We start from the raw sequence: 26,151 nt of genomic DNA on the forward strand, positions 1-26,151 counted from the left end.
GCTCGGCCTCAATCTGTGGCGAGGGAGCTTGCTCCCGCTGAGGTGCGAAGCACCTCCAATTGGGTAAATGCGCAGTACCTGCAAGAGCCCGTTGACCGAACGACGACTGCTTCGCAGCCGAGCGGGAGCAAGCTCCCTCGCCACAAAAGCCACGCGCCTAGCGAACGACCACATCCTGCTCCAGCACCAATTCCTTGTTCCCCGCATCCAGCCGCACCAATGCGCCCATGGGCAGCGTCAGGTTCGGGTCGCAATGACCGCTGCGCCAACCGGCCAGTACGGGAATGCAGTACGGTTCAAAGGTTTGCTTGAGCAGCCGCGCCAACGCGTCCGCGTCCACCCCCGCCACATCTCCCACCAGCACACCCCGCAACGGGCTCAATTTGCCTGCCAGGCGCAGATGCGTCAGCAACCGGTCGATGCGGTAGAGCGGCTCGTTTACATCCTCGATGAACAGAATGCCCCCGTCGGCATCGATTTCGAAGGGCGTGCCCAAGGTCGCGGCAATCATCGACAGGTTACCGCCGATCAACCGTCCACGAGCGATGCCTGGCTCAATCGTGGTCAAGGGGTAGGCCACCGGGTGCGCGAGCAGGCTTGCGGTCTTGAGCTGGCCTCTGAGCAGGCTGAACATCGCCGACTCGGTCGGTTGCTGTTTGTCGCCCAGCAGGTCGGCGTTGAGCATCGGCCCATGGAAGGTCACGAACCCCGCATAACGGCTGATGGCCAGATGCAGCGCGGTGATGTCGCTGTAGCCGACAAACGGCTTGGCGTTGCGTCTCAGCAGGTCAAAATCTATCCGGTCGAGCAACCTCGGGCTGCCATAACCGCCGCGAAGGCAGAGAATGGCGTCGATTGCCGGGTCGGCAAAAGCATCGTGCAGATCCTTGAGGCGCACCTCGTCGCTGCCCGCCAGGTAGCCGTCACTCTCTGCCACCCCTGGGAAAATCTTCAGCGAGTAACCGCGAGCACGCATCCACTGAAAGGCCTTTTCGGTGTCCAGTGGTGCCGGCCCCTGCGGGGGCAATGACGCCAATCCGTCCTTCGACGGGCAATGCCGGAACCGGGGTGTGTTCACTAATTAGGTGAGGCGAACGAGCGCTCATCCATGATTCTCCCTGCGTAAAGATATCAACGCACAGTAGACGGGATTGTTTGCAAACAGAAGAGGGTCAGCCGTCCCACGGGGTGCAGGAAAAGACTGAAGGTGACGTAGCACCGAAGTCAGCGCCGGGACACAAAAATGCCCGCAAGGTGTAAACCTTGCGGGCATTGCGGGTCAGGACGACATCAACTCGGCCTTGACCAGTTTCGCCTGTTCATCGGCGTGGTACGAGGAACGCACCAGCGGGCCCGACGCGACGTTCTTGAAGCCCATCTTGTAACCTTCCTCGGCGAACCAGGCGAAGGTGTCCGGGTGCACGAAACGCTGCACCGGCAAGTGGCTGCGCGACGGTTGCAGGTACTGGCCCAGGGTCAGCATGTCGATGTCGTGTTCGCGCATGCGCTTCATGACTTCGATCACTTCTTCATCGGTTTCGCCCAGGCCCAGCATCAAGCCGGACTTGGTCGGAATGTGCGGCATCATCTGCTTGAAGCGTTGCAGCAGGGTCAGCGACCACTGGTAATCGGAGCCCGGACGCGCAGCCTTGTACAGGCGCGGCACGGTTTCCAGGTTGTGGTTGAACACATCCGGTGGCTCGGCCGCGGTGATTTCCAGCGCTACATCCATGCGGCCACGGTAGTCCGGGACCAGGGTTTCGAGCTGTACGTTCGGCGACAGCTTGCGGATTTCGCGGATGCAGTCGGCAAAGTGCTGGGCACCGCCATCACGCAGGTCGTCTCGGTCAACCGAGGTGATCACCACGTACTTCAGGCGCAGGTCAGCGATGGCGATGGCCAGGCTTTCCGGTTCGTTGACGTCCAGTGGCTTCGGACGACCGTGGCCCACGTCGCAGAACGGGCAGCGACGGGTGCAGATGTCGCCCATGATCATGAAGGTCGCGGTGCCACCGGAGAAGCATTCGCCCAGGTTCGGGCAGGACGCCTCTTCGCAGACGCTGTGCAGCTTGTGTTTGCGCAGCAAGGCCTTGATGCGGTCGACTTCCGGGGAAACCGGAATACGCACGCGAATCCAGTCGGGTTTCTTCGGCAACTCGGTGGTCGGAATGATCTTCACCGGAATGCGCGCAACCTTCTCGGCGCCCCGCAGCTTGACGCCCGCCTCAACTTTCGGACGGGGCGCGCGCTCGGAGATATCCAGCGTCGGGATCAGGGTTTGCACAGCGTCTTGCGCAGTAGTCATATCAGTCGATTCCGCCCGTTAGGGTCGTCTGCTCAGCATAGTCGAGGTGTTTGACGAGCTGCGCACGCAGCCGGGCACTTACCTCGGCAAATTCAATCGGCCCGGTGTGATCACGCAGCTGGGTCATTGCCAGCCCGGCGTAGCCACAGGGATTAATCCGTCGGAACGGCTCCAGGTCCATATCCACGTTCAGGGCCAGGCCATGAAAGGAGCAACCGTGGCGGATCCGCAGACCCAGCGAAGCGATTTTCGCCCCGTCGACATACACGCCCGGCGCGTCGGGCTTGGCCACGGCGGTAACGCCGTAACTGGCCAGCAACTCGATCAGGCACTGTTCCATGCGGCTGACCAGGTCACGCACACCGAACCCCAGTTTGCGCACATCCAGCAGCAGGTAGGCGACCAACTGGCCGGGGCCGTGGTAGGTCACTTGACCGCCGCGGTCGGCCTGCACCACCGGGATGTCGCCGGGCAGCAGCAAGTGCTCGGCCTTGCCAGCCTGCCCCTGAGTGAACACCGGCAGGTGCTCGACCAGCCAGATTTCATCGGGGGCCGTACTGCCGCGTTCGTTGGTAAACCGTTGCATGGCCTGCCAGACCGGCTCGTAAGCCATCTGGCCGAGCTCGCGAAAGCCGAGCGGAGCGGACATCACAGCACCATGTGTACGAAACCGGTCGCTCGCAACTCGCTGTTGATGTCGTACAGCTGTTCTTGACCGGTGGCGATGATGTGCAACTGGATGGTCGTGTACTTGCCATTGGTACTCTGACGCTCGGCCAGGGTCTTATGGTCTACGGTGGCATGCTTCTCGAGGATCGCGATGATCGTGTCCTTGAAACCCACGCCGGTGTCGCCGATCACCTTGATTGGGTAATCCGCGCAAGGGAATTCGATCTTTGGCGCCTTTACTTCTGTGTCTGTCATGGCGTAACGGCCTCGTAAGCCGTGGCGACGGACATGCCCCCAACCCTACATCAGGGAGAGGGGCATGCAGGTCGACAATATCAGTTGAACAAGCCGAAGAAGAATAGACGGATGCTATCCCACATGCGGCGGAAGATACCACCTTCGTCGACCGAGTCCAGAGCGATCAGGTTGGCGCTGTGCACCACTTTGTCGTCCAGTTTCACTTCGACTTTACCAATCACGTCGCCCTTGGCGATCGGCGCGACCAGTTGCGGGTTCATGGTCATGCTGGCAGCGAGCTTTTTCAGCTGGCCTTTTGGCAGGGTCATGGTCAGGTCTTCAGCCAGGCCAGCCTTGACCTGGTTAGTGGTGCCTTTCCAGACTGGAGCCTGGGCCAGTTCTGCGCCCTTCTGGTAGAAGGTCTGGGTTTCGAAGAAGCGGAAACCGTAGGTCAGCAGTTTCTGGGTTTCGGCAGCACGAGCGGATTCGCTGTTGGTGCCAAACACCACGGCGATCAGGCGCATGCCATCACGTACGGCCGAGGACACCATGCAGTAGCCGGCTTCGTCGGTGTGACCGGTTTTCAGACCGTCAACGGTCTTGTCACGCCACAACAGCAGGTTGCGGTTCGGTTGCTTGATGCCGTTCCAGAAGAACTCTTTCTGCGAGTAGATCGCATAGTGAGCCGGGTCTTCGTGGATGATCGCGCGAGCCAGTACGGCCATGTCGTGAGCCGACGAGTAGTGCTCAGGGTTCGGCAGACCGGTCGGGTTCATGAAGTGGCTGTTGGTCATGCCCAGATCGGTAACGGTCTTGTTCATGACGTCGGCGAAGGCGTCTTCGCTGCCGGCGATGTGCTCGGAGAGCGCAACACTGGCGTCGTTACCCGACTGAATGATGATGCCGTGCAACAGGTCGCTGACGGTCACCTGCGAGCCGACCTTGATGAACATCCGCGAGCCGCCAGTACGCCAGGCGTTTTCGCTGACGGTAACCGGGTCGTTCTCGCCGATCTGGCCGCGACGGATTTCCAGGGTCGCGATGTACGCGGTCATCAGCTTGGTCAGGCTGGCCGGTGGCAGGCGCTGGTCACCGTTGTTCTCGACCAGCACGTTACCGCTGCTGGCGTCCATGAGCACATAGGCTTTGGCGGCCAGTTGTGGGGCAGACGGCATCATCTCGACCGCGAAAGCGGCAGGCGAGAGGAGCAGCGGGACTAGCAGGCACAGGCGTTTGGCAAAGGTGGTGATGTTCATCCGTCTCTCGAAATCGCTAATGGAAACTGCCCTACGGGCAAAACTAATCAGACAGCCATGCAGGCATGGAGCCTGCGGGTTGTCGCGTGTTCAGTTGTTCACTCTCTGACCCTTGCCGGGTTTTTGTTGTTCGACGAGCCAACAACCAGGTTCCCCCCCCAAACCGCAAGCGAACCTTGAATCAGGTATTACTTACTCGGCGGTGACCAGGCTCGGCGAACCGAGATTGGCCAGGCGCACGCTGTTCTGCACTTGCTGGATTTCACCCTGCGAACCGATTGGCCCCAGGCGAACCCGGTGCAACGTCTGTTGATTGCGCACGATCGAGCTGATGAACACCGGAGCGCTCACCATCCCGCTGAGCTTCGATCTCAGGAGCTCTGCAGCGTCCGGGTTGGCGAACGCGCCCACCTGCAGATACTGGCCAGAGGCTGGTACAGAAGCGTTTTTTTTTGCATCCATCTGCACGGGCACGATGGCCGCGGCGTGTTGCTGCGGCGGTGGCGTCCATTGCTCGACGGTGCCGGTCGATGCGGTGATCACCGGCGCGGCGTTTTGCGCGACCTGTGGCTCGTTAAGCATCAACGGTGCCGGGCGACCTTTCTGGGCCCACCATGTCTGTGGGTCGATGCCTTCTACCTTGACCCGCGCGGTGCCGGTCTCGGCGTAACCGAGTTTCTTGGCCGCCGCATAGGACAAGTCGATGATGCGGTCCGAATAGAACGGCCCACGGTCGTTGACCCGCAGGATCACCGTGCGATTGTTGTCCAGGTTGGTCACCCGAACGTAACTCGGCAACGGCAGGGTCTTGTGCGCGGCACTCATGCCGTACAGGTCATAGACTTCGCCGTTGGCAGTGTTCTGGCCATGGAACTTGGTGCCGTACCAGGACGCAGTGCCCGAAGCCACGTAGGTCTTGGACTCTTGCATCGGGAAATACGTCTTGCCCAGCACGGTGTACGGGTTGGCTTTATAAGCGCCGGTGTGCAGGGTCGGGGTGGCATCCGGGATGCGCGAAACATCGACGTCCCACCACGGCGCGCCATCCTTGTGGGCCCGGTTGATGTCCAGGCCCGGCATGGCGCGTACGCCTGCGGTGGATTTTTGCTGGGGGGCGCGACTGGTCGAACAACTGACCACGAGCAACGACAACGCGGCGAAAGCCACCAGCTTCAGGGGTTTGCGGATTGGCGATGCCAGCATTACTTGACGCCCCGTGCTTGGACCAGCATTTCAGACAACTGATGTACAGCCATGGCGTACATCACGCTGCGGTTATAACGCGTAATCGCGTAAAAATTCTTCAGGCCCATCCAGTATTCAGGGCCATTGTCACCTTCCAGGCGGAATGCGGTGACGGGCATATCGTCGCGCAGCGCATCATGACTCGACCAACCCAGGGCTCGCAACTCCCCGACGGTTTTCGTCGGTTCGATGCCCGTGGTCAAACCTTCGTCGACCCGGTCGCCGCGAACATCGGCGCGGCTGACCACAGGCAACCCGGCCTCCCAGCCGTGACGCTTGAAGTAGCTGGCGACGCTGCCAATGGCATCGTCCGCGTTGGTCCAGATATTGATGTGGCCATCGCCGTCAAAATCCACCGCGTAGGCGCGAAAACTGCTCGGCATGAACTGCGGCAGCCCCATGGCGCCGGCGTACGAGCCTTTAAGCGTCAGCGGGTCGACCTGCTCTTCGCGGGCCAGCAGCAGGAACTCGCGCAATTCCTTGCGGAAGAACTCGGCACGAGGAGGATAGTCGAAGCCCAGCGTGGAGAGCGCGTCGATCACCCGATAATTGCCGGTATTGCGGCCGAAAAAGGTTTCAACGCCGATGATCGAGACGATCACCTGGGCCGGTACGCCGTATTCCTGCTCGGCACGGGCCAGCACGGCTTCGTGCTGACGCCAGAAATCCACACCGCGAGCGACTCGCGCGTCGGTGAGGAACATGGGCCGGTATTCCTTCCACTGCTTGACCCGCTCGGCAGGCCGGGAGATGGCGTCGAGGATCGACTGCTTGCGCTCGGCTTCGCGGAACACGCCCATCAGCTGTTCACCGGCAAAACCGTAGTCGCGGGTCATTTCACCGACGAACTCGGCCACTTGGGGCGAGCCTTCATAATCGCCGGCCAGCGCTTCCTGCGCCGCCCCCAGGATGCCTACCAGGCCGACCCACGGAGCGTATCGAGTCGCCCAGCCACGCATTACGTGCATTGAAATCTTCACCTTATTCAAACCTGCGCGATCCACTTACGATGGGTATGGATCGACATCAAAACCCCAAACGCTGACAGCAGCGTCACCAGCGAAGTTCCTCCGTAGCTAATGAACGGCAACGGCACCCCCACAACCGGCAACAGGCCACTGACCATACCGATGTTGACGAAAACGTAAACAAAAAACGTCATGGTCAGCGCGCCGGCCAGCAATTTGCCGAACAACGTCTGCGCCTGGGCGGTAATCACCAGGCCACGACCAATCAACAACAGGTAAATCAACAGCAAGGCACAAATGCCCACCAGGCCGAACTCTTCGCCCATCACCGCGATGATGAAGTCGGTGTGGCTTTCAGGCAGGAAGTCCAGGTGCGACTGGGTGCCGAGCAGCCAGCCCTTGCCGAACACCCCGCCGGAGCCGATGGCGGCCTTGGACTGAATGATGTTCCAGCCAGTGCCCAGCGGATCGCTCTCCGGGTCGAGGAACGTCAGGATTCGCTGCTTCTGGTAGTCGTGCATGATGAAGAACCACATGGCGATGGCCACGGGCACGGCGGCGGCAATCACGCTGAGGATCCAGCGCCAGCGCAGCCCGCCCATGAACAGCACGAACGCACCGCCCGCCAGGATCAGCAGCGATGTACCGAGGTCAGGCTGGCGCACGATCAGAATGAACGGAATGCCGATCAGGATCAGGCTGACCCCCACGTGCTTGAGCTGCGGAGGCAGGCTGCGCTTGGCCAGATACCAGGCGATGGTCGCCGGCATGATGATTTTCATGAACTCCGAAGGCTGGAATCGAATCACCCCCGGGATGTTGATCCAGCGCGTGGCGCCCATGGCGTTGTGGCCCATGATGTCCACCACCACCAGCAACACCACGCCGAAGACGTAGCCCAGCGGCACCCAGCGGGCCATGAACCGCGGTTCGAACTGGGCGATGACAATCATCGAGACCAGGCCGATACCAAAAGACGTCGCCTGTTTGGCCAGCAGGTCCCAGCTCTTGCCGCTGGCCGAATACAGCACAAACAAGCTACCCGCTGCGAGGATCAGCAGCAGGATCAACAACGGACCATCAATGTGCATGCGCTGCAACAGTGTCGCGCGGCGACGCATCACATCCTCGCTGGAGAGGATGCGATCAAAGTTACTCTTCACGGGCCGTAGCCTCCGCGCTGATAGGGCTGGCGTACTCGGGTTTGAGTCGGCCGTCCTGGTCCAGGAGCCAGGCATCCATGATTTGACGCACCACCGGCGCGGCGACGCCGGAACCGGATTCACCGTTCTCGACCATCACCGCCACGGTAATTTTCGGGTTATCGGCCGGTGCAAAACCGACGAACAAGGCGTGGTCGCGGTGGCGTTCCTGAACCTTGGAGCGGTCGTACTTCTCGCCCTGCTTGATCGCGACGACCTGGGCCGTACCCGACTTGCCGGCGATCCGGTATTGCGCGCCGATGGCCGCTTTACGGGCGGTGCCTCGGGCACCGTGCATCACTTGCTGCATGCCATGGTTGACCTTGGTCCAGTCCGACGGGTCGCGCAGGACGATGTCCGGTATCGGGTTTTCATCCACCGGTTTCTCGCCTTCGATGGTCTTGGCCAGGTGCGGCCGATTCCATTTGCCCTTGTTCGCCACCAGCGCGGTGGCCTGGGCCAGTTGCAGCGGCGTGGACTGCATGTAGCCCTGGCCGATCCCCAGAATCAGGGTTTCACCCGGGAACCAGGCCTGACGGCGGGTGGCGCGTTTCCACTCGCGGGACGGCATCAGCCCCGGCGACTCTTCGAACATGTCCAGCGAGACCTTCTGGCCGATGCCGAACTTGCCCATGTACGTCGACAACCGGTCGATGCCCAGCTTGTGCGCCAGGTCATAGAAGTAGGTGTCGTTGGAACGCATGATCGCCGTGTCCAGGTCCACATAGCCGTCGCCGGTGCGGTTCCAGTTACGGTATTTGTGATCGTAGTTGGGCAGCATGTAATAGCCAGGGTCGAAAACCCGGCTCGATGCGGTCACCACACCCGAGTCCAGCCCGGCAATCGCCACGGCGGGCTTGATGGTCGAACCCGGCGGGTACAGACCGCGCAACACGCGGTTGAACAGCGGCCGGTCGATGGAATCACGCAACTCGGCGTACGCCTTGAAGCTGATGCCGGTGACGAACAGGTTCGGGTCGAAGCTCGGCTGGCTGACCATTGCCAGCACTTCGCCGGTATTGGGGTCCAGCGCCACCACGGCGCCACGACGGCCGCCCAGTGCAGCTTCGGCGGCTTCCTGCAATTTGATGTCCAGGCTCAGGACGATGTCCTTGCCGGGAATCGGATCGGTACGCTTGAGCACGCGCAATACGCGGCCCCGGGCGTTGGTCTCGACTTCTTCGTAGCCGACCTGACCGTGCAATTGCGGCTCGTAGAAACGCTCGATGCCGGTCTTGCCGATATGGTGGGTACCGCTGTAGTTGACCGGATCGAGGGACTTGAGCTCTTTTTCGTTGATCCGCCCCATGTACCCGACCGAGTGCGCAAAGTGCGCGCCCTGCGGGTAATGACGCACCAACTGCGCGACCACTTCAACCCCCGGCAACCGGAACTGGTTCACCGCGATCCGGGCGATCTGCTCTTCGGTCAGCTCGAACAGGATCGGCACCGGCTCGAATGGCCGGCGCCCCTGCTTCATGCGTTTCTCGAACAGCACCCGGTCTTCAGGTGTGAGCTGAAGCACCTCAACGATCACGTCGAGCACTTGTTTCCAGTCGCCGGAACGCTCGCGGGTCATGCTCAGGCTGAAGCTGGGCCGGTTATCGGCCACCACCACGCCATTGCGGTCGAAGATCAAGCCGCGCGTCGGCGGAATCGGCTGTACATGGACGCGGTTGTTTTCCGACAGGGTCGAGTGGTACTCGTACTGAATCACCTGAAGGAAATACAACCGCGCGATCAGCACGCCGATCAGCGTGACAACCGTAATTGCCCCGAACACGACCCGGCCGCGCACCAGACGGGCGTCTTTCTCGTGGTCCTTGATGCGGATCGGCTGGGACATTTAAGGGCTATTACTTGTGATAAGGGTGCCCGGACAGCACTGTCCAGGCGCGATACAGCTGTTCGCCGATCAAAATCCGCACCAGCGGGTGCGGCAAGGTCAAAGGCGACAGCGACCAACGCTGATCCGCCCGCGCACAGACTTCCGGCGCCAGCCCCTCGGGGCCGCCGACCATGAAGTTCACCGTGCGCGAATCCAGCCGCCAGCGGTCCAGTTCGACCGCAAGCTGCTCGGTGCTCCAGGGCTTGCCGTGCACTTCGAGGGTGACAACGCGCTCGTTCGGGCCGACTTTGGCCAGCATGGCTTCGCCTTCCTGACGGATGAAGCGCGCCACATCAGCGTTCTTGCCACGGGTATTGAGCGGTATTTCCACCAGTTCCAGCGCCAGCTCGGATGGCAGACGCTTGGCATATTCATGCCAGCCTTCTTCCACCCATTTGGGCATGCGGGAACCGACGGCGATCAGACGCAGGCGCACAGCCGTTCCTTATTCCTGGTCTTTGTTGAGCTTGATGAAATGCTCGTGAGTGTTTTCCGGGCTGTGGTGAGCAGCGCTGCTGGCACGGCTCTGTTCGGCGCCCTGCCACAAACGCTCCAGGTCGTAGAACTGGCGAGCATTGGACGTCATCATGTGGACGATCACTTCGTCCATGTCCAGCAATACCCAGTCGCTGTCGCCCTTGCCTTCTTCACCCAACGGCTTGACGCCCAGGGCCTTGACCGCTTCGCGAACCTTATCCAGCATCGCGCCGATCTGGCGGTTGGAGGTACCGGTGGCGATAATCATGTAGTCAGTGATGCTTTGCTTGTCACGGACATCGATGACCAGCACGTCCTGAGCCTTCACATCTTCCAGGGCGGCTACCGCCACATCAACCAGCGCCTGGCCTTTGAGGGGCTCGCCGCTGAGCACTTTTTCCGGCAGCGGGGCGCTCTTGAACGTGCCTTTGCGCTTTACTTTAGATACGTCTTTGTCAGTCATATAAAACTCGTTTTGCTCATATGTTCGGGCGCTTCAATACACGTTGATTCGTGCCTTGAAGCACTCCGTTTCAGTTCGACGCACGGTACAGACCGTGCGCATCGATGTAGGCCAGGACCGCGTCGGGCACCAGGAAACGTACCGACTTACCGCTGGCCAGCAGTTGACGGATCTGGGTGGCGGATACCGCGAGCGGCGTCTGCCAGACGAATGCAATCTGTCCGCTCGGCCCTTTAAGGGCCAACGGGTCGCTCACCGAGCGCGCCGCCAACAGGTTGCGCAAGGCATCCGGCGGTTCGCTGTCGGCATCCGGGCGTTGCAGCACCAGGATGTGGCAATGCTGGAGCAACTCTTCCCAGCGGTGCCAAGTGGGCAGGCCGCAAAATGCGTCCCAGCCCAAAAGCAGAAAAACCTGGGTTTCAGCGGCCCACTCGGCACGCATCAGCTCCAGGGTATCAATGGTGTAGGACGGCTTGTCGCGCTTGAGTTCGCGGTCGTCCACCACCAACGGCGCCACTCCGGCCACCGCACATTCGACCATCGCCAGTCGATCCAGCGCCGACACCTGCGGCGTGTCCCGATGAGGCGGCCGAGCACTGGGCATCAGGCGCAACTCATCGAGGGCCAGCGATTCGGCCACTTCCAGCGCACCACGCAAGTGGCCGACGTGCACCGGATCGAAGGTTCCACCCAGCACGCCAATGCGCCGGGGCACGATCACTGCGGCTGACGGGTCGAGATCGCCCAAGTCAGACCGGCTCCTGGCCGCGCAACTGGCCATCACCGACCACGATGTACTTCTCGCAGGTCAGACCTTCGAGGCCCACCGGTCCGCGGGCGTGCAGCTTATCAGTAGAAATGCCAATCTCGGCACCCAATCCGTATTCAAAGCCATCGGCGAAGCAGGTCGGGGTGTTGATCATCACCGAACTGGAATCGACTTCAGCCACGAAACGCCGGGCTTCGCCCTGGTGTTCGGTGACGATCGAGTCGGTGTGATGGGAGCCGTAATGGTTGATGTGCTCAATGGCCTGGTCCAGCCCGTCGACCACAAGGATCGAGAGAATCGGCGCCAGGTACTCGGTGTTCCAGTCTTCTTCGGTTGCGGCCACGGCGTCGATGATCGCCCGGGTCCGCTCGCAGCCACGCAGTTCAACGCCTTTTTCGCGGAACTGTTCGGCCATTGCCGGCAGGAAGTCCCTGGCAACCGCCTGATCGACCAGCAGGGTTTCCATCGCGCCGCAGATGCCGTAACGGTAAGTCTTGGCGTTGAACGCGATGCGCTGGGCCTTCGGCAGTTCGGCGTGGGCACTGACATACACGTGGCAGATGCCGTCCAGGTGCTTGATGACCGGCACGCGAGCGTCGCGGCTGACCCGTTCGATCAGGCCCTTGCCGCCGCGCGGTACGATCACGTCGACGTACTCGGGCATAGTGATCAGCGCGCCAACGGCGGCACGGTCCGTCACTTCGACGACCTGCACCACGGCGGCCGGCAACCCGGCCTCGGCCAGACCGCGCTGAATGCACACGGCGATGGCCCGGTTGGAATGAATGGCTTCGGAACCGCCACGCAGGATGGTCGCGTTGCCCGACTTCAGGCACAGGCTCGCGGCGTCGATGGTCACGTTCGGCCGCGACTCATAGATGATCCCGACCACGCCCAGCGGCACGCGCATCTTGCCGACCTGGATACCCGACGGCCGGTAACTCATGTCGCGGATCGCACCGACCGGGTCTGGCAGCGCCGCCACCTGACGCAAACCGACGATCATGCCGTCGATGCGTGCGGGGGTCAGGGCCAGACGTTCGAGCATTGCCGGCTCAAGACCATTGGCCCGGCCAGCGGCCAGGTCCAGTTCATTGGCGGCGGCCAACTCGACGCGAGCAGCGTCCAGCGCGCTGGCGGCGGCCAGCAGGGCGCGGTTTTTCTGCGCAGTGCTGGCACGGCCGATGACGCGGGAAGCTTCGCGGGCAGCGCGACCCAGGCGGGTCATGTAGTCAAGAACGGACTCAGTCATGGTCTGGTGAGATCTTTGCTAAGATTTTGGAAAAGAGTAAAGCGGCAGATTATAGCTGTCGCGTCTCCCGACTAACAGCAGTGACGGGCGGATGGTCAAAATGGACCGCAAATAGTCGGGGTCCGTCGACGTTCAGCCTCGATTAAGACTGGAGTTGTTATCATTCAGGTCTGTTTGGCCTCATGACGCTGACACCCCATGTCCATCCTGACCACCGCGAAGCTGCCAAAAGCCCTGCCCGACCGTTTTTTCGACCGTGATGCCCAGCGCCTTGCCCGTGAACTGCTGGGCAAAGTGATCCGCCACCGAGTGGGGGATCTGTGGCTGTCGGCGCGAATCATCGAGACCGAAGCCTATTACTGCGAAGAAAAAGGCAGCCACGCCTCCCTCGGCTACACAGAAAAGCGTAAGGCTTTGTTTCTGGATGGCGGCCACATCTATATGTACTACGCTCGTGGCGGTGATTCGCTGAACTTCAGCGCCCAGGGGCCTGGCAACGCGGTGCTGATCAAATCGGCTTATCCGTGGGTCGACGAGCTGTCCGGCCCGGCCAGCCTGGCGCAAATGCTGCTGAACAATCCCGATGCCGCCGGGCGCCCCCGCCCCTCGCAGAAACTCTGCGCCGGCCAGACGCTGCTGTGCAAGGCGCTGGGCCTCAAGGTCCCGACCTGGGACGCCAAACGCTTCGACCATGAAGTGCTGTTTGTCGAAGACGTTGGCACGCCACCGACCCATATCATCCAGACTACTCGCCTGGGCATCCCTCACGGACGCGACGAACACCTGATGTACCGCTTCGTCGACAGTACCTATGCGCCCTTCTGCACGCGCAACCCTTTGCGCCGTGGTCAGGTCGAAGGACGCGACTATTTTGTGTCTCCCTGAGTATTGAGATCCATTGTGGAAGCAGGCCCACTCCCACAGTCAATGTGTGGTGTTTTGAAGATTGCGGTCGTCCCTTGGGACTAATGAACATTTGATGGAGTTGCATGTATGGGCCCATGGCTCGATAGCGTGACCGGTTGGTTGACGGTCAACCCGCAATGGCTGGCAGCCGCGGTATTCATCGTGGCTTGCGTCGAATGCCTGGCAATCGCCGGGCTGATCGTACCGGGCACGGTGTTGTTGTTTGCCGTCGCGGTACTGGCCGGCAGCGGCGCGCTGTCGCTGGGTGAAACCCTGCTTTTGGGTTTTCTGGGCGGCGTACTCGGCGACGTGGTGTCGTACTTTCTCGGGCGACACTTCCACCAGAACATCCGACGCTTGCCGGGCTTGCGCCACCACCCTGAATGGATTGGCAGCGCCGAAGCCTATTTCCAGCGCTACGGGATTGCCAGCCTGCTGGTCGGGCGCTTTATCGGCCCGTTGCGGCCAATGCTGCCGATGGTCGCAGGGATGTTCGACATGCCGTTCCCGCGCTTCTTTGCCGTGAGCCTGCTGGCCGGCGCCGGTTGGTCGGTGGCGTATCTGTTGCCGGGCTGGGCCACCGGCGCGGCCATCCGCCTGCCGTTGCCCGAAGGTTTCTGGCCGCAGGCAGGTGTCGTGGTCGGCAGCCTTGCCGTGTTGATCGGCTTGAGCATCAATAGCAGCCTGCGACAGCACCGCAAGGCCACGCTATTGATTGCCGGCCTGAGCCTGGCGATTCTGACCGGGCTGTTTCTCGGTTATCCGCACTTGAGTGCCCTTGACCAGGGCCTGATGACGCTGGTGCAGGAGCATCGCAGCCCGATGCTTGATGAAATCGCCGTTGGCGTGACCCAGCTTGGCGAGTTCCGCAACATGCTGGTGATCAGCGCAGCGCTGACGATCCTGCTGCTGGTCACGAAGCAATGGCGACACATGATCTTCGCGGGCAGCACGTTGCTGGTCACCGCGCTGGCGAACACGGCGACCAAGCACCTGTTCGCCCGCGTGCGCCCGGAAGTCTTGAGCGACCCGCTGACCAGCTACAGCATGCCCAGCGGTCATGCCTCCGGTTCGTTTGCGTTGTTCCTGACCCTGGCGGTGCTTGCCGGCCGGGGCCAGCCACCGCGCATGCGCCTGACGTGGCTGCTGCTCGGCTGCTTGCCGGCGGCGGCCATTGCCCTGTCGCGGGTGTATCTGGGCGCTCACTGGCCCACCGATGTGCTGGCCGGGGCCATGCTCGCCGCCTGCGTGTGCGCCGCCAGCCTGTGGCTGAATCAGCGCCAGGGTCCACTCAACGCGCTACCACCCAGGGTCTGGTGGTGGGTACTGCCGACATTGGGCGCATTGTTTGCACTGTTCGCACTCCGGCACTTGCCCCATGCGATGTTGCGATACGCGTACTGATCCCGCTGTTGCAAAACAGGCCTGAAAATCCCTGCCCGCCAACGCTGGCAGGGGTTCCCAACCCATTTAACAGTAAGCCCTGCAAAGCAAATACCGGGACACATCGGTATACCTATGTACCGCCCCCCCGCCCCCCCCTTCATTAACATCCTTCTTCCTGAAGCTCCGAATACTCGGAGCGTGCCCACATCATCCTTCAGAAAGAACGGACGCTCTCTATGTCGACACCCTCAAGCCCCCACCAAGGGGCAATACCTGAACACATTCGCGTCTCCAACATCAGTGGCCTTGCGGCCAAGGACGTCTCGACAACATCAGGTCGCCGTCATCGACTGGAAACCCAGGACAGCCAGTTCGGCCCCCTGCGCATTGGTGAATTCACGATCAGCCGGGTGGAGCTGTATGAAATGGGCGCCAGAATCAACGGGCGCCCCGTCAGCACACACGACACTCCGGCGCCGTCCCCCGACCAGAACTTCATCAACTCGCTGCAGTTGGATCCGGTCAGTGTTCAGGCGCGTGCGTCACACAACGAGCAACTTGCGGGTGTGCTGTTCGAACTCGCCACCCGACGCGCCCCCAGCGCCCAGTCTCTGCTGCTCACGGTATCGCCAGAGTTGCCGTCGCCTGTGTACAAGCTCGGCAGCCTTCTGGACTCGGCCCAACAATTGTCATTGAGCCCACCCATCCTCTCGGAAAACCTGCCGGACTGGGTCGATAGGCTTAAAAGCCGCAGCATGACCAGCATGGGCGTCGGGATGCAGGCTTATGGTATCTACAGCGGCATCATGGGAACCGTCGATGCCTTGAAAAAAGACGACACGCTTGATGCATCCATCAATGCAAGTGGCGTGTTTGCAGAAATGTCCTCATTGCTAGTCGAGCGCGGACTGGAGAAGACTGGTCACGTCATGATTCAAAACGGTGCACAGGTGTTCAAAGGGTTTTCCGCGACCAGCGCTGGTAAGTGGCTGGCGCGCAGCACCGGCCTGATTGCCAGCGCCATCACCCTGCCCTTCGACCTCTACACTGCGATCAAATCCTTCAACGATGCCGCCACCGCGACGGGCAAAACCGCCCAGGATCTGTACTTCAACGGGGCGCTGAGTTTGACCAGCGCGGGCCTGAGCCTTGCACTGGGAACGGCGGCACTGGCCGGTTTCGGCGCTGCCGGCCCGGTCGGCCCTCGTCGCCGGAGCCCTGCTGATTCTGGGCGCACGAATCTATGGCGCCGCCCGTCAGGTTGACGACATTGACGATTACATCGCCCTGAGTACTCATGAACGCTGGCGGTCGGGCTGGTTCGCGTTCACCGGGCAAGCGCTGGACACCGATGTCATGGATCGTTACCTGATCGCCCGCACCGATGCCAACTACCGCCAACGACTCACCCAGGCCGCGAGAGGCTGGCTCGATGGCGAGTTGAAGGACAGCGTCGAAGCGGTGGTCCTGGGCAACTATCAGATCGAGTTGCAACCGGCCAAGCACTGGAAACTTGAATGGGACGCCGCCGCAGGCGAGCGCCCTTACACCGACGTCAAAGAACCGGTCGTGAAGGAAACGGATGACGTTTACGACGCCCGCCAGGGCCTGGACGCTATCCCCGGCGTCATTACCGGCACAACGGCCCAGGACAAGGCCATTTTCTGGCAACTGGGCGGTGGGAACGACCGTGTTGTCGGGGTCAAGGACAAACCCAACTACTTCCTCTACGGCGCGGGCGGGAAGCAGTTCACCGGTGGGGACAAGGACGATCAGTTCATCTTTCAGTCTGCCGACAGCCTGCTCGACACGAAAAACGGCGCTGACAGCCACCTGCATGGCGGTGCTGGAAGTGACACGCTGCAACTGCTGGGGAACGCCTCGCAAGACACCGCTCGCCGGGGCTTCCACATTGATCTGGAAAACGGCACGCTGAGTTTGCGCGCCAACCCTGATCGCACTCCCGTGACCCTTGAATCAATCGAAAATGTCGAAACCCTGGCCGGGGCCTCCAGCCATGTGACCGGCTCTGCGCAAGCCAACCGGATTGTGTTGCGGGGGACCGACGAGCGTACCAATGCCGGCGCGGGCGACGATCAGCTCCATGTCCGGGGCTTCGATTGCCACGTCAACGGCGAGGCCGGCATCGACCGATATACCATCGCCGACGCAACGGGCACGACCACGATCACCGAGGACGGTCAGGACGAAAGCCTGATAGAAATGGGCTGGGCGTTCGAGCGCATTCAGACCTGGCACATCGACGGCACTGCGCTGGTGATGACCGCGTTGCACGGCCCTGACGGAGAACTGCCGCAAACCTGCGTGACGATCCGCGGCGTGTATCGACAACTGGCCGATAAGCGAGAACTGAAGAACGACAAATTGCTCTTCGTCACCCGTGACGGCTACTCGCTCAAAGCTGATTTACCGCAACACCTGGATGGCCACGGCACAACCGCCATCAACGTGATCATTCTGAAGGCCGGTCCGGCAAAACCGGCGCCCCCTCCGTTGAAGGGGGGTGAGTACTCAATTCCCGCCACGCCTGACGCCAGCTACTTCCTCTGTCGTCATCAACCTTCGACCGTACTGAACGTTCAGGGTGAAAACGACACCCTCACCAGCACCCTCCATGTGGGCTACGACAGTCACGAAATCGAAGCGGTGGACGCTGGCTACACCGTCACCTCGACCCGCGTGGGCAACTTCGACTATCTGAACTACCACGACGTCGACCTGACGCTGCGTTTCACCGATCAGAAGCAGCTGACCTTCAAGCACCTGGCGCGCAATCGTTCGAGCGTGGGAACCCATGTCGGTGGCAGCCTGAGAGCATCGGGGATGATGCTCAATCACGGTTTCATCCTGATCATGCGTGACGGCGAATCCTTTCGACTCAAGACACCTGAACACTCCTACGTCGATGACCATCGACACCCAGGCAGAAAACGTGTCGAGGCACGTCGCTCGCTGGGATATCGCGCCGGCAAATACCTGCTGGCACAACCGGCGTATTACCGCGCCATCGTGCTCGGTACACAGGCGCAACGCGTGGATATCGACCCGGTCCCTCAATCGGCGATTTACCTCCTGCAAGGGCAGGCCTCGACCTACGACATTTACCCGGCAGCGGACACCCTGCTCAGGCTCTCAACCCCTGGTGCCGCGTCGAAGACCTCCAATGCCTCCCACTGGAACATCCACACCCAGCACCTGAGCGAGCAGATCGAGCACCCACACATCCGCCTGACGGACTCGCAACTACGGATCGGCAACATCAACGTGCTGTTACCCGACGTTGACGATCCTGATGTTGCGCTGGAAACCCTCCACATCTTTACCTCTTCCGGGCATCGATACGACATCGACCTGGCGTTTGGCCTGGTGTATTGGGCGCAGGTCGAGGGGCGCGCTTATGCCAGTCCCGAAGCCCTGCTGTCGGAGCTCAGGCAGCATCAACGCACCAACGCGCCCATGGCCGAACTGTTACCCCTGCGGCACTTGCGCCTGAATGACGGCAAAGCCGCTGCCCTGTACTACGACGGTACGACCCAGAACCTGACGGTCGAAGGCGACTGGTCAAGAACGCTGGATGCCACAGACGTTTACATCGTGCCAATGCCCCCCGCACCCGACACTGTCGAGCCATGAACCACGCCACGCAACCGTCCCGACATTGATCAATCTTCAAAACCAACGGCCACATCGACCACCCTCATTCAACCACTGGAAAGGAATCCAGCATGGCGCCAAAACCACCGGTAACTTCTCCACCAAAATTCACCGCGCCTGAGCCACCAGCATTGACGCTGCCGCCATTGCACGCGGCGGGAGCCCCCTCAATCGTTCGCCCGGGCGTACAAAGTGGCACCTCGCCTGACTCTACGACATACATCCCCTTGCTACCGGAAGTGAGCGTGCCCAGGACGGAAACGGCACTCCCGACATTGCCACCGTTAAACGTTCGGGATGCTGCCACTGCCCTGCCGTCGGCATCCGCTACAGGGACGAACCCGCTCCAGGCATTCCATCTGTCCACGCACTCATCCACCTTCCTGCCGGCACCCGACGGCGACGGGTTCAGAATCCATGCGCAACGCCGGTACGCCGACCTTCAGTCTGGTGGTACGGTTCATGTGGACTTCGACACTGCGGCGGGGTTGTACCGGGCAAAGCTGCGCCACGAACGAACAGCCTCAGGGCCAGCCTTGCGGCTGAATGCCGACGGCCAAACCTGGCGCCTGGCATCCCCCACAGACACCCTCAATGCCGAGCCGCAGCCCGCCAATTCCACGATGAACCCATCAGTTGCGCACCGAGGTCAACCTGTCGGCCAGCGCACCTACATCGACATTGCGCACTACGTCTGGAACCCGCAGGCAACCAACCTCCAGGGGTATGTGGTGATGCACAGAAAAAGGGACGCGGATCAATCCGTCGGCCCCGAGACTCAACTGGCATTCCCGGATATCGATGGAAAATTTGTCAGCGTCGAACCGACCGGCCGTCCGATCGACCAGCCAGCGCAGCAGCTACCCGCCTGGACTGACCGTGACATCTGGGATTTTTATGATTTGCAGGGGGGGGATATCAGCCGATTTCGCGCCGAGGTCGCCCTGACCGGCAAGAAACCACAATGGGGCCGAACCTCGGTTGAACCGACGAAGCACACCCCACCTGCTCCACGAACTCCGGCGCTGGCTATTCCCTCAGGAGAGCGAGGAAGCGTTTGCCAGGCTAATGGCGCCGCACAACCATTCGTCCGCGCAATTGTTGGCGATGCTCGACAAAGTGGACATCAATTGGAATACCGCTCAACAGAGAGAAGCCCGCAAACGCACATCGAGCGATCAGCAACCCGGGCCCAGTAGCTCTGCGAAGCACCCCCGCCTGACAGAGGCACAACCGACCGGCGAGACGGCACCAGCCCTCACCTACCTCGAGACGGCTCGTCAAAACGCCGAATCGAGAAAGCAACTGGTTGTACAACTTCAAGCCCGAACACACACGGACAAAGGCCCGCCAACCCTGGACGAAGTGACGGCGTCGATTAAACCTTACAACTTGTCGAACCGGCAGCTAACGCGCCTGATCGCCGAGATAGAGCCCGACGGAGGCATCCCGCCGTGGGCTGAAAACCATAAGCAATCATCCATGGACGAGGCAAACACGCACCGGTTCGACGATGCCTATGAAGAGTTGCTGCCTGAAATCCTGAGCCTGCGAAACAGCGGACAGGGCTTTACGGATTTCAACACCCGCTACACCCGCCCCTATCTTGAGGGTTTACTGGCCTACGCCGGGTACAAACGCAACAAACACAACTGTTTGTACCGAACCGATATTCCAGCCATGTTCAGGGGCGATGACCGTACACCTTTCGAGTTTTCCCGGGACGGTCATATGCTCCCGCGCGCAAACCTGGGCGAAGGCTCAACAACCCAAAGGGCCGTAAGCGCAACCTTCAGCCTGAGCGACGCGCAACAGTACATTCATCATTTCGGCAAGCAATCCGGGATTGAAGAGCTTCTGTACGACACCCAGTACCACAAATACCCCGGCGACTTGAACAGCACCCAATCGCGCGTTACAGACTCAAGTGACAGTGCTTCGGACGCTGACGGCGATTCCGAGAACAGCGCCAGTGGCTCGGATGTCGAATTGGGACGGATCATGGAGAAGGACTATTACCCGAAAAGACGCAACCAGAACATAGCCTTTTGTTACCTGTTCGACACCCGCAACATCGAGATCGTCCCGGCCCGTGAAAACTATCAGCTCAACAGGGACGCGCTCAATGAGTCAAAAAAAACCGGAGGCAACACCTGGTTTCCCGACGATGATCTGGAAGGGCATATTTCAATGTCCAGCCGGGGCTTCAGCGCAGACCGGATCTGGCTGGTGAACTCGACTTTTACCCGTGCCGCGCGAGTCAACGACCTCTATTCGCAATCCTATGATCATGCCGACCACTCCTCCAGGGGCGAGGCTGACAGTATCGAAGAGCGAACATGGGCCGGCGCGCACAACCTGAATGAATACGACGACCTGATTGATCAGGTCGCGGCGGCAAACAAACCGGTGCTCAACTTTCCCGCCGGCAAAGACGTGTTCTCCAATGACGTTACTTTTGCCCCCGACCTGAGCGTGCCAGCCAGCAACTGATCGCGGCTGACCCGCACTAGGCGAACAACTCGCCTTGCAACTCGTCGAGCAACGCCTGGATCGCATCCAGGCGTTGCTGCGGATCATCCAGTTGCAGCAGATCAATCTTGTCCAGCTCGGAAAACGGCAATAAATACGCAAGTTGATTGGCCAGCGATTGCTGGCCGGTGGCTTCGGTGCCCATATTCAGGGCTTCGACCATCGGATGTTCGGCCAGGGCCTTGAGCAAGGCGAGCAGGTCGGCGTCTTCCTCCTGCAAGGGTTGTTCGGGTTCGTCTTCAAGCCACTCGACATCGGCGACCGTCAACTGGTCACGCTGCACTTCGGTGCGCAGCACGTTGAAGCGGCGCCCGCCCTGGACACGAATGCCCAGCAGGCCGTTGTCCTGCTGTTTGAAATCGGTGATCAAGGCCTCGCACCCCACCAGTGCATAACCCTCGGGGGCGATGCCGACCTCGTCGCCATCGAGGATGCACACCACGCCAAAGCCTGCCCCCTGCTTCATGCAGCGGCCGATCATGTCCAGGTAGCGCGCCTCGAAGATCTGCAAATCGAGGATGCAGCCCGGAAACAGCACGGTATTGAGAGGAAAAAGCGCCAGGTTCATAAAGGTTTCCTTAAACCACCATCGACACCGCCAGCGGCAGGAACACCGCCGTGGCCACGCCCATCAAACTCATCGACAAGGCGGCGAACGCGCCGCACTCCTCACTTTCCTGCAACGCTACCGACGTGCCGACCGCATGGGCCGTCATGCCCAGCGCCATGCCCCGCGCCTCAGGGCCATGAACACCCAGACGGGTCAGAAGACTTGGCCCGAAGATCGCCCCGATCACGCCCGTGATCAACACGAACACTGCCGCCAGCGCCGCTACACCGCCGATCTGCTCGGCCACCAGCATGGCAATCGGCGACGTCACCGACTTGGGCGCCATGGTCATCAGGATCATGTGCTCGGCGCCAAACCACCAGCCCAGCAACACGCCCATGCCGGTGGCCACTACGCCGCCTATCACCAGCGTAGTAAATATCGGCCAGAACAACTGCCGAATCCGTCGCAGATTGAGGTACAGCGGCACCGCGAGGGCGACCGTGGCCGGCCCCAGCAGGACACTGAGAATCTCGGTGCTCTTGCGGTACTCGGCATAGCTCAGGCCACAACCGAGCAGCACGCCGATCACCAGCAACATCGACACCAGCACCGGTTGCAGGAAGATCCAGCGGGTTTTCTCGAACGCCGCCAGCACCAACTGATATGCGCCCAGGGTAATACCGATGCCGAACAACGGATGGTGAATCACCGCCGCCCAGGCGCCCTGCCAGTCGAACATCATTGCCCGTCCTCCCGCCGTGCCTGGCGCCTGACCAGACGCTGCATCAGCACCCCGGCGAACGCCATGGACAGCACCAGCGACAGCACCAGCGCACCGACGATGGCCCAGAAATCCGCAGCAATATCGGCGGCATACACCATCACGCCCACGGCGGGCGGTACCAGCAGCAACGGCAGATAACGCAGCAAACTGCTCGCCGCCTGACTCAGCGGCTCACCGACTTCACCGCGCACAATCAGAAAAACCAGCATCAGCAGCAGGCCGACAATCGGCCCCGGCAGCACCGGCAAAAACAAATGGTTGATGGCCGTGCCGAGCAATTGAAACAGCACCAGCCAGGTCAGGCCACGTAACAACATCCGTCATCTCCAGCAGAACTCGGCCCGCACAAACGGGCCGGGCATTATAAGCACGGCACATGCTATGCGAGGGTATTCGCCAACGGTATGGAGGCTTGACCTGAGCAAATTGCCATGATGATCTAAAGTGGTTGTTCGGGGAGGTCACATCCCCAGCCAAAAATATAAAACCGATGAACCCAAGGAGAGTCTCAATGCCCTATGTTCCCGTAGCAGAGCTCAAAGATTATGTCGGCAAGGAACTCGGACGTTCCGAATGGCTCACCATCGATCAGGACCGCATCAACCTGTTCGCCGAAGCCACTGGCGATTATCAGTTCATCCACGTTGATCCGGTCAAGGCGGCGAAGACCCCGTTTGGCGGCACCATTGCCCACGGTTTCCTGTCGCTGTCACTGATCCCCAAGCTGATGGAAGACATCCTGATCCTGCCGCAAGGCCTGAAGATGGCAGTCAACTACGGCCTGGACAGCGTGCGCTTTATTCAACCGGTGAAGGTCGATTCCCGGGTCCGGCTCAAGGTCGACCTGGCCGAGGTCACCGAGAAGAAACCCGGCCAATGGCTACTCAAGGCCACCGCCACCCTGGAAATCGAAGGTTCGGACAAACCGGCGTACATCGCTGAACCATTGTCGCTGTGCTTCGTCTGAAGCACGCCTGACTGCGAAACAGCTCACGCTGTTTCGCGCGTCTCTATATACAAGCCATCTTGCTGCGGCATACTCGGTCGCCTAATTGCCCGGATCCCGCTATGCGCTCACTTGTACCCCTTGCTCTGACCCTGTTGCTCACTGCGTGTGGTGATGGCGAATCGCTGTTGCCGCCTGACGCACGCCTGCCCGATGGCGGCCGTTATCGCGGCGATCTGGTCAATGGGCTGTTACAGGGCCAGGGCCGCATCGACTACCCGAACGGCAGTTGGTACGCCGGGCAGTTCGACAAGGGCCAGTGGCATGGCCAGGGTGAATGGCATGGCAGCAACGGCGAAGTCTATCGCGGGGAATTCCAGCAAGGGCTGTTTCAGGGCCAGGGCACGCTGACCACCACCGGCAGCAGTTACACCGGCGGCTTCAAGCTCGGGCGGCGTGACGGTGAAGGCACCCTTAAAGAAAATGCCATGACTTACCGTGGCGAATTCAAGGCCGATCAATATTCAGGGCTCGGTCGTCTCGAACTCGACGACGGCAGCCAGTATCAAGGCCAGTTCGCCCATGGCAAACCCAACGGCGAAGGCCAGCGCAGCGATGGCAACGGCAACCAGTTCACCGGGCATTTTGTCGACGGTCAGCTGGAAAGCAACGGCACGTTCAACAGCGCCGACGGCGACATCTACGTCGGTGGTTTCAAACAGAATCAGCTGAACGGCAAGGGCCGCTACGAAAACGCCGATGGCGACGTCTGGATCGGTCAGTTCAAGGACGGCGCACTGAACGGCAAGGGCGAGTTGATCGGTGCCGACGGCAGCCATTACACCGGCCAGTTCAGTGACTGGCGCTTCACTGGCTCCGGTCGCCTGAATCTGCCGGATGGCAGTTTCTACATCGGCCAGTTCGACAGCGACAGCTACCAGGGCCAGGGCACACTGGTGCTCATCGACGGCACGGTACAGAGCGGCTACTGGGCCAACGGCCAGCGCGTGCGCGATGCCGACGGCAGGTTGCTGCCCGACAGCCTCGAACTTGGTTTGCTGGCGCAGGGTCGCCTGGTCGAGCAAGCCTTGGCCGCAGTGCCGGCTTCCACGCCGGCGGTCGAGTTGTACACGCTGACGCTGGGCGGCGACGGCAAACAAAGTGTGTTCCTGCGTGAGTCCGATTACGTCAGCAACATGCTCGCCAGCCGCTTCGGCGCCCGTGGCCAGATTCGCCTGGTCAACCATCGCGACCATCTCGTCGACCGGCCGATGGCCACCCGCGAGAACCTGCGCCGCGCCGCCCTGACGCTGGCCGAACGCAGCGGTCCGGAAGACTTGCTGTTCATCTACCTGACCAGCCACGGCACCAGCGACCATGAACTGGTGCTCGACCAGCCGCGCATGGAGCTGGCCGACCTGCCGGCCGATGAACTGGCGAGCGTCCTTGCTCCGCTGAAAAACCGCGACAAAATCATCGTGATCTCGGCCTGCTACTCCGGCGGGTTCATACCCGCACTCAAGGACGAACACACCCTGATCATGACGGCCTCGAGAGCCGACCGAGTGTCCTTCGGCTGCTCGGAAGAGGCCGACTTCACGTACTTCGGCGATGCGTTGTTCGCCCAGGCACTGAACCAGACCGACGACTTGCAGCAAGCCTTCAACCAGGCCAAGGCCACCGTTGCCGAACGCGAACTGGCGGACAACTTCGAAGCCTCCGAGCCACAAATCTGGGCACCGAAAACCGTCATTGCCCACTGGCAACTGCTGCGCAAACAGCAAGCGCAAAAGGCCCTGCAAAGTGCCGCGATTGCCAGCAAGGAAGCAAAGAGCAACTAAGCTGAAACAGTATCAAGGGGAAAATATTATGTACTTGACGCCTCAGCACATCCTGCTCGCCGGAGCGACCGGACTGACCGGTGAACACCTGCTCGACCGCCTGCTCAATGAACCCACCATCAGCCGCGTGCTGGCGCCATCACGCCGCCCACTGGCCGAACACCCGCACCTGGAAAACCCGGTCGGCGATCCCGCCGTGTTTCTTCCACAACTCAGTGGCCGGGTCGATATCGCCTATTGCTGCCTGGGCACCACGATCAAACAGGCCGGTTCCGAACAGGCCTTCCGGGCGGTGGACCTCGACATGGTCGTGGCCTTCGCCAAACGCGCTCGGGAGATGGGCGCACGGCACCTGATCGTGATCAGCGCCATCGGCGCCGACCCTAAATCCTCGGTGTTCTACAACCGCGTCAAAGGGGAAATGGAGCAAGCGCTCAAGGCTCAGGACTGGCCGCAGTTGACCATTTGCCGCCCTTCCCTGTTGCTCGGCGATCGCCTTGAACCTCGCCTGGCCGAGCGAGTGGTCGGGCCGCTGTCCAAACTGATTCCCGGCAAGTACCGCGGCATCGAAGCCTGCCAACTGGCCCGCGCCATGTGGCGCCTGGCGCTGGAAGAACAGGACGGCGTGCGGATTGTCGAGTCGGACGAGTTGCGCAAGTTAGGTAAGTAAACTGCGATCCTCTGTGGCGAGGGAGCTTGCTCCCGCTCGGCTGCGCAGCAGTCGTCATCGGGTCAATTGGATTTACCTGAGAAATTACAGCGGCAGGTTTAGGGGCCGCTTCGCGCCCCAGCGGGAG

At 61.0% G+C, this 26,151-nt stretch carries 24 protein-coding genes and 1 pseudogene; 9 read left to right on the plus strand and 16 right to left on the minus strand.

The annotated features are described in order from the left end of the window. Window positions 1-157: 157 nt before the first annotated feature. The 13 genes and pseudogenes from AABM54_RS22720 to AABM54_RS22780 all read right to left on the minus strand — a co-directional run bounded on the left by AABM54_RS22720 (window position 158) and on the right by AABM54_RS22780 (window position 12,731). A pseudogene (locus AABM54_RS22720) lies at window positions 158-1,106 on the minus strand (LD-carboxypeptidase). Between the two features lie 173 nt (window positions 1,107-1,279). Beyond that, on the minus strand, window positions 1,280-2,305 hold the full coding sequence (lipA, locus tag AABM54_RS22725; RefSeq protein ID WP_347902199.1) for a lipoyl synthase: 1,026 nt from the start codon (window positions 2,303-2,305) through the stop codon (window positions 1,280-1,282). A gap of 1 nt (window position 2,306) precedes the next feature. Beyond that, window positions 2,307-2,954 carry a lipoyl(octanoyl) transferase LipB gene (lipB, locus tag AABM54_RS22730; RefSeq protein ID WP_347902200.1) on the minus strand — a complete coding sequence of 216 codons (648 nt, stop codon included), beginning with the start codon at window positions 2,952-2,954 and terminating at the stop codon, window positions 2,307-2,309. After that, on the minus strand, window positions 2,954-3,229 hold the full coding sequence (locus AABM54_RS22735; protein ID WP_347902201.1) for a DUF493 domain-containing protein: 276 nt from the start codon (window positions 3,227-3,229) through the stop codon (window positions 2,954-2,956). The genes lipB and AABM54_RS22735 overlap by 1 nt, the downstream gene beginning before the upstream one ends. Before the next feature lie 80 nt (window positions 3,230-3,309). Then, window positions 3,310-4,467, minus strand: a complete 1,158-nt coding sequence (locus AABM54_RS22740; protein ID WP_347902202.1) for a D-alanyl-D-alanine carboxypeptidase family protein — start codon at window positions 4,465-4,467, stop codon at window positions 3,310-3,312. Window positions 4,468-4,659: 192 nt separating this feature from the next. Then, a complete protein-coding gene (locus AABM54_RS22745; RefSeq protein WP_347902203.1) occupies window positions 4,660-5,670 on the minus strand; it encodes a septal ring lytic transglycosylase RlpA family protein in 1,011 nt (336 codons plus the stop codon). After that, the gene (mltB, locus tag AABM54_RS22750) at window positions 5,670-6,680 is read right to left on the minus strand and encodes a lytic murein transglycosylase B (protein ID WP_347902204.1); all 1,011 of its coding nucleotides are present in this window, start codon (window positions 6,678-6,680) and stop codon (window positions 5,670-5,672) included. The genes AABM54_RS22745 and mltB overlap by 1 nt, the downstream gene beginning before the upstream one ends. Before the next feature lie 17 nt (window positions 6,681-6,697). Further along, complete coding sequence (rodA, locus tag AABM54_RS22755) at window positions 6,698-7,801, minus strand: rod shape-determining protein RodA (RefSeq protein ID WP_347906285.1); 1,104 nt, start codon at window positions 7,799-7,801, stop codon at window positions 6,698-6,700. A 31-nt stretch (window positions 7,802-7,832) separates the two neighbouring features. Further along, the gene (gene mrdA / locus AABM54_RS22760; RefSeq protein WP_347902205.1) at window positions 7,833-9,728 is read right to left on the minus strand and encodes a penicillin-binding protein 2; all 1,896 of its coding nucleotides are present in this window, start codon (window positions 9,726-9,728) and stop codon (window positions 7,833-7,835) included. A 10-nt stretch (window positions 9,729-9,738) separates the two neighbouring features. After that, complete coding sequence (gene rlmH, locus AABM54_RS22765) at window positions 9,739-10,206, minus strand: 23S rRNA (pseudouridine(1915)-N(3))-methyltransferase RlmH (RefSeq protein WP_007937439.1); 468 nt, start codon at window positions 10,204-10,206, stop codon at window positions 9,739-9,741. Between the two features lie 9 nt (window positions 10,207-10,215). Beyond that, window positions 10,216-10,710: a ribosome silencing factor gene (rsfS, locus tag AABM54_RS22770; RefSeq protein WP_347902206.1), complete on the minus strand. Its 495-nt coding sequence runs from the start codon at window positions 10,708-10,710 to the stop codon at window positions 10,216-10,218. 70 nt (window positions 10,711-10,780) lie between these two features. Continuing rightward, window positions 10,781-11,425, minus strand: a complete 645-nt coding sequence (nadD, locus tag AABM54_RS22775) for a nicotinate-nucleotide adenylyltransferase (RefSeq protein WP_347906286.1) — start codon at window positions 11,423-11,425, stop codon at window positions 10,781-10,783. 34 nt (window positions 11,426-11,459) lie between these two features. Continuing rightward, complete coding sequence (locus tag AABM54_RS22780) at window positions 11,460-12,731, minus strand: glutamate-5-semialdehyde dehydrogenase (protein WP_347902207.1); 1,272 nt, start codon at window positions 12,729-12,731, stop codon at window positions 11,460-11,462. Window positions 12,732-12,929: 198 nt separating this feature from the next. Here AABM54_RS22780 and AABM54_RS22785 point away from each other — a divergent pair, with 198 nt between their 5' ends. From AABM54_RS22785 to AABM54_RS22810, 6 genes are all read left to right on the plus strand, one after another. Beyond that, window positions 12,930-13,616 (plus strand): DNA-3-methyladenine glycosylase, encoded by a 687-nt coding sequence (locus AABM54_RS22785; RefSeq protein WP_347902208.1) that lies wholly within the window; start codon window positions 12,930-12,932, stop codon window positions 13,614-13,616. A gap of 108 nt (window positions 13,617-13,724) precedes the next feature. Next, window positions 13,725-15,041 carry a bifunctional DedA family/phosphatase PAP2 family protein gene (locus AABM54_RS22790; RefSeq protein WP_347902209.1) on the plus strand — a complete coding sequence of 439 codons (1,317 nt, stop codon included), beginning with the start codon at window positions 13,725-13,727 and terminating at the stop codon, window positions 15,039-15,041. 218 nt (window positions 15,042-15,259) lie between these two features. After that, a complete protein-coding gene (locus AABM54_RS22795; RefSeq protein ID WP_347902210.1) occupies window positions 15,260-16,288 on the plus strand; it encodes a hypothetical protein in 1,029 nt (342 codons plus the stop codon). Further along, window positions 16,173-18,677 (plus strand): calcium-binding protein, encoded by a 2,505-nt coding sequence (locus tag AABM54_RS22800; RefSeq protein ID WP_347902211.1) that lies wholly within the window; start codon window positions 16,173-16,175, stop codon window positions 18,675-18,677. The genes AABM54_RS22795 and AABM54_RS22800 overlap by 116 nt, the downstream gene beginning before the upstream one ends. A 266-nt stretch (window positions 18,678-18,943) precedes the next feature. Next, window positions 18,944-19,897 carry a hypothetical protein gene (locus tag AABM54_RS22805; protein WP_347902212.1) on the plus strand — a complete coding sequence of 318 codons (954 nt, stop codon included), beginning with the start codon at window positions 18,944-18,946 and terminating at the stop codon, window positions 19,895-19,897. Next, window positions 19,806-21,191, plus strand: coding sequence for a hypothetical protein (locus AABM54_RS22810; RefSeq protein ID WP_347902213.1), 1,386 nt, complete (start codon window positions 19,806-19,808; stop codon window positions 21,189-21,191). The genes AABM54_RS22805 and AABM54_RS22810 overlap by 92 nt, the downstream gene beginning before the upstream one ends. Before the next feature lie 16 nt (window positions 21,192-21,207). Here AABM54_RS22810 and AABM54_RS22815 read toward each other — a convergent pair whose 3' ends face one another. Genes AABM54_RS22815 through AABM54_RS22825 form a run of 3 tightly spaced genes read right to left on the minus strand, consistent with a single transcriptional unit; the run spans window position 21,208 to window position 22,884 of the window. Next, window positions 21,208-21,798, minus strand: coding sequence for an LON peptidase substrate-binding domain-containing protein (locus AABM54_RS22815; protein ID WP_347902214.1), 591 nt, complete (start codon window positions 21,796-21,798; stop codon window positions 21,208-21,210). Window positions 21,799-21,808: 10 nt separating this feature from the next. Continuing rightward, window positions 21,809-22,525, minus strand: coding sequence for an LrgB family protein (locus AABM54_RS22820; RefSeq protein ID WP_347902215.1), 717 nt, complete (start codon window positions 22,523-22,525; stop codon window positions 21,809-21,811). Continuing rightward, complete coding sequence (locus AABM54_RS22825) at window positions 22,522-22,884, minus strand: CidA/LrgA family protein (protein WP_347902216.1); 363 nt, start codon at window positions 22,882-22,884, stop codon at window positions 22,522-22,524. Before AABM54_RS22825 ends, AABM54_RS22820 begins: the two co-directional genes overlap by 4 nt. Window positions 22,885-23,078: 194 nt before the next feature. Here AABM54_RS22825 and AABM54_RS22830 point away from each other — a divergent pair, with 194 nt between their 5' ends. The 3 genes from AABM54_RS22830 (at window position 23,079) to AABM54_RS22840 (ending at window position 26,024) form a co-directional block, all read left to right on the plus strand. Further along, on the plus strand, window positions 23,079-23,534 hold the full coding sequence (locus AABM54_RS22830) for a MaoC family dehydratase (protein ID WP_347902217.1): 456 nt from the start codon (window positions 23,079-23,081) through the stop codon (window positions 23,532-23,534). A gap of 101 nt (window positions 23,535-23,635) precedes the next feature. After that, complete coding sequence (locus tag AABM54_RS22835) at window positions 23,636-25,354, plus strand: C13 family peptidase (protein ID WP_347902218.1); 1,719 nt, start codon at window positions 23,636-23,638, stop codon at window positions 25,352-25,354. A gap of 28 nt (window positions 25,355-25,382) precedes the next feature. Then, window positions 25,383-26,024, plus strand: a complete 642-nt coding sequence (locus AABM54_RS22840; RefSeq protein WP_347902219.1) for an oxidoreductase — start codon at window positions 25,383-25,385, stop codon at window positions 26,022-26,024. Window positions 26,025-26,151: the final 127 nt, after the last annotated feature.

This window comes from Pseudomonas purpurea, assembly GCF_039908635.1.
Classification (GTDB): domain Bacteria; phylum Pseudomonadota; class Gammaproteobacteria; order Pseudomonadales; family Pseudomonadaceae; genus Aquipseudomonas; species Aquipseudomonas purpurea.

Coding starts and splice junctions, on each gene's coding strand:
- AABM54_RS22795 (WP_347902210.1), top strand. CDS start 15,260: ATGTCGACACCCTCAAGCCCCCACCAAGGGGCAATACCTGAACACATT.
- mltB (WP_347902204.1), bottom strand. CDS start 6,680: ATGCACGTAATGCGTGGCTGGGCGACTCGATACGCTCCGTGGGTCGGC.
- rodA (WP_347906285.1), bottom strand. CDS start 7,801: ATGCGTCGCCGCGCGACACTGTTGCAGCGCATGCACATTGATGGTCCG.
- lipA (WP_347902199.1), bottom strand. CDS start 2,305: ATGACTACTGCGCAAGACGCTGTGCAAACCCTGATCCCGACGCTGGAT.
- rsfS (WP_347902206.1), bottom strand. CDS start 10,710: ATGACTGACAAAGACGTATCTAAAGTAAAGCGCAAAGGCACGTTCAAG.
- AABM54_RS22785 (WP_347902208.1), top strand. CDS start 12,930: ATGTCCATCCTGACCACCGCGAAGCTGCCAAAAGCCCTGCCCGACCGT.
- AABM54_RS22745 (WP_347902203.1), bottom strand. CDS start 5,670: ATGCTGGCATCGCCAATCCGCAAACCCCTGAAGCTGGTGGCTTTCGCC.
- AABM54_RS22780 (WP_347902207.1), bottom strand. CDS start 12,731: ATGACTGAGTCCGTTCTTGACTACATGACCCGCCTGGGTCGCGCTGCC.
- AABM54_RS22835 (WP_347902218.1), top strand. CDS start 23,636: ATGCGCTCACTTGTACCCCTTGCTCTGACCCTGTTGCTCACTGCGTGT.
- lipB (WP_347902200.1), bottom strand. CDS start 2,954: ATGTCCGCTCCGCTCGGCTTTCGCGAGCTCGGCCAGATGGCTTACGAG.
- AABM54_RS22820 (WP_347902215.1), bottom strand. CDS start 22,525: ATGATGTTCGACTGGCAGGGCGCCTGGGCGGCGGTGATTCACCATCCG.
- AABM54_RS22790 (WP_347902209.1), top strand. CDS start 13,725: ATGGGCCCATGGCTCGATAGCGTGACCGGTTGGTTGACGGTCAACCCG.
- AABM54_RS22810 (WP_347902213.1), top strand. CDS start 19,806: ATGCTCGACAAAGTGGACATCAATTGGAATACCGCTCAACAGAGAGAA.
- AABM54_RS22825 (WP_347902216.1), bottom strand. CDS start 22,884: ATGTTGTTACGTGGCCTGACCTGGCTGGTGCTGTTTCAATTGCTCGGC.
- AABM54_RS22740 (WP_347902202.1), bottom strand. CDS start 4,467: ATGAACATCACCACCTTTGCCAAACGCCTGTGCCTGCTAGTCCCGCTG.
- AABM54_RS22830 (WP_347902217.1), top strand. CDS start 23,079: ATGCCCTATGTTCCCGTAGCAGAGCTCAAAGATTATGTCGGCAAGGAA.
- mrdA (WP_347902205.1), bottom strand. CDS start 9,728: ATGTCCCAGCCGATCCGCATCAAGGACCACGAGAAAGACGCCCGTCTG.
- AABM54_RS22735 (WP_347902201.1), bottom strand. CDS start 3,229: ATGACAGACACAGAAGTAAAGGCGCCAAAGATCGAATTCCCTTGCGCG.
- AABM54_RS22815 (WP_347902214.1), bottom strand. CDS start 21,798: ATGAACCTGGCGCTTTTTCCTCTCAATACCGTGCTGTTTCCGGGCTGC.
- AABM54_RS22840 (WP_347902219.1), top strand. CDS start 25,383: ATGTACTTGACGCCTCAGCACATCCTGCTCGCCGGAGCGACCGGACTG.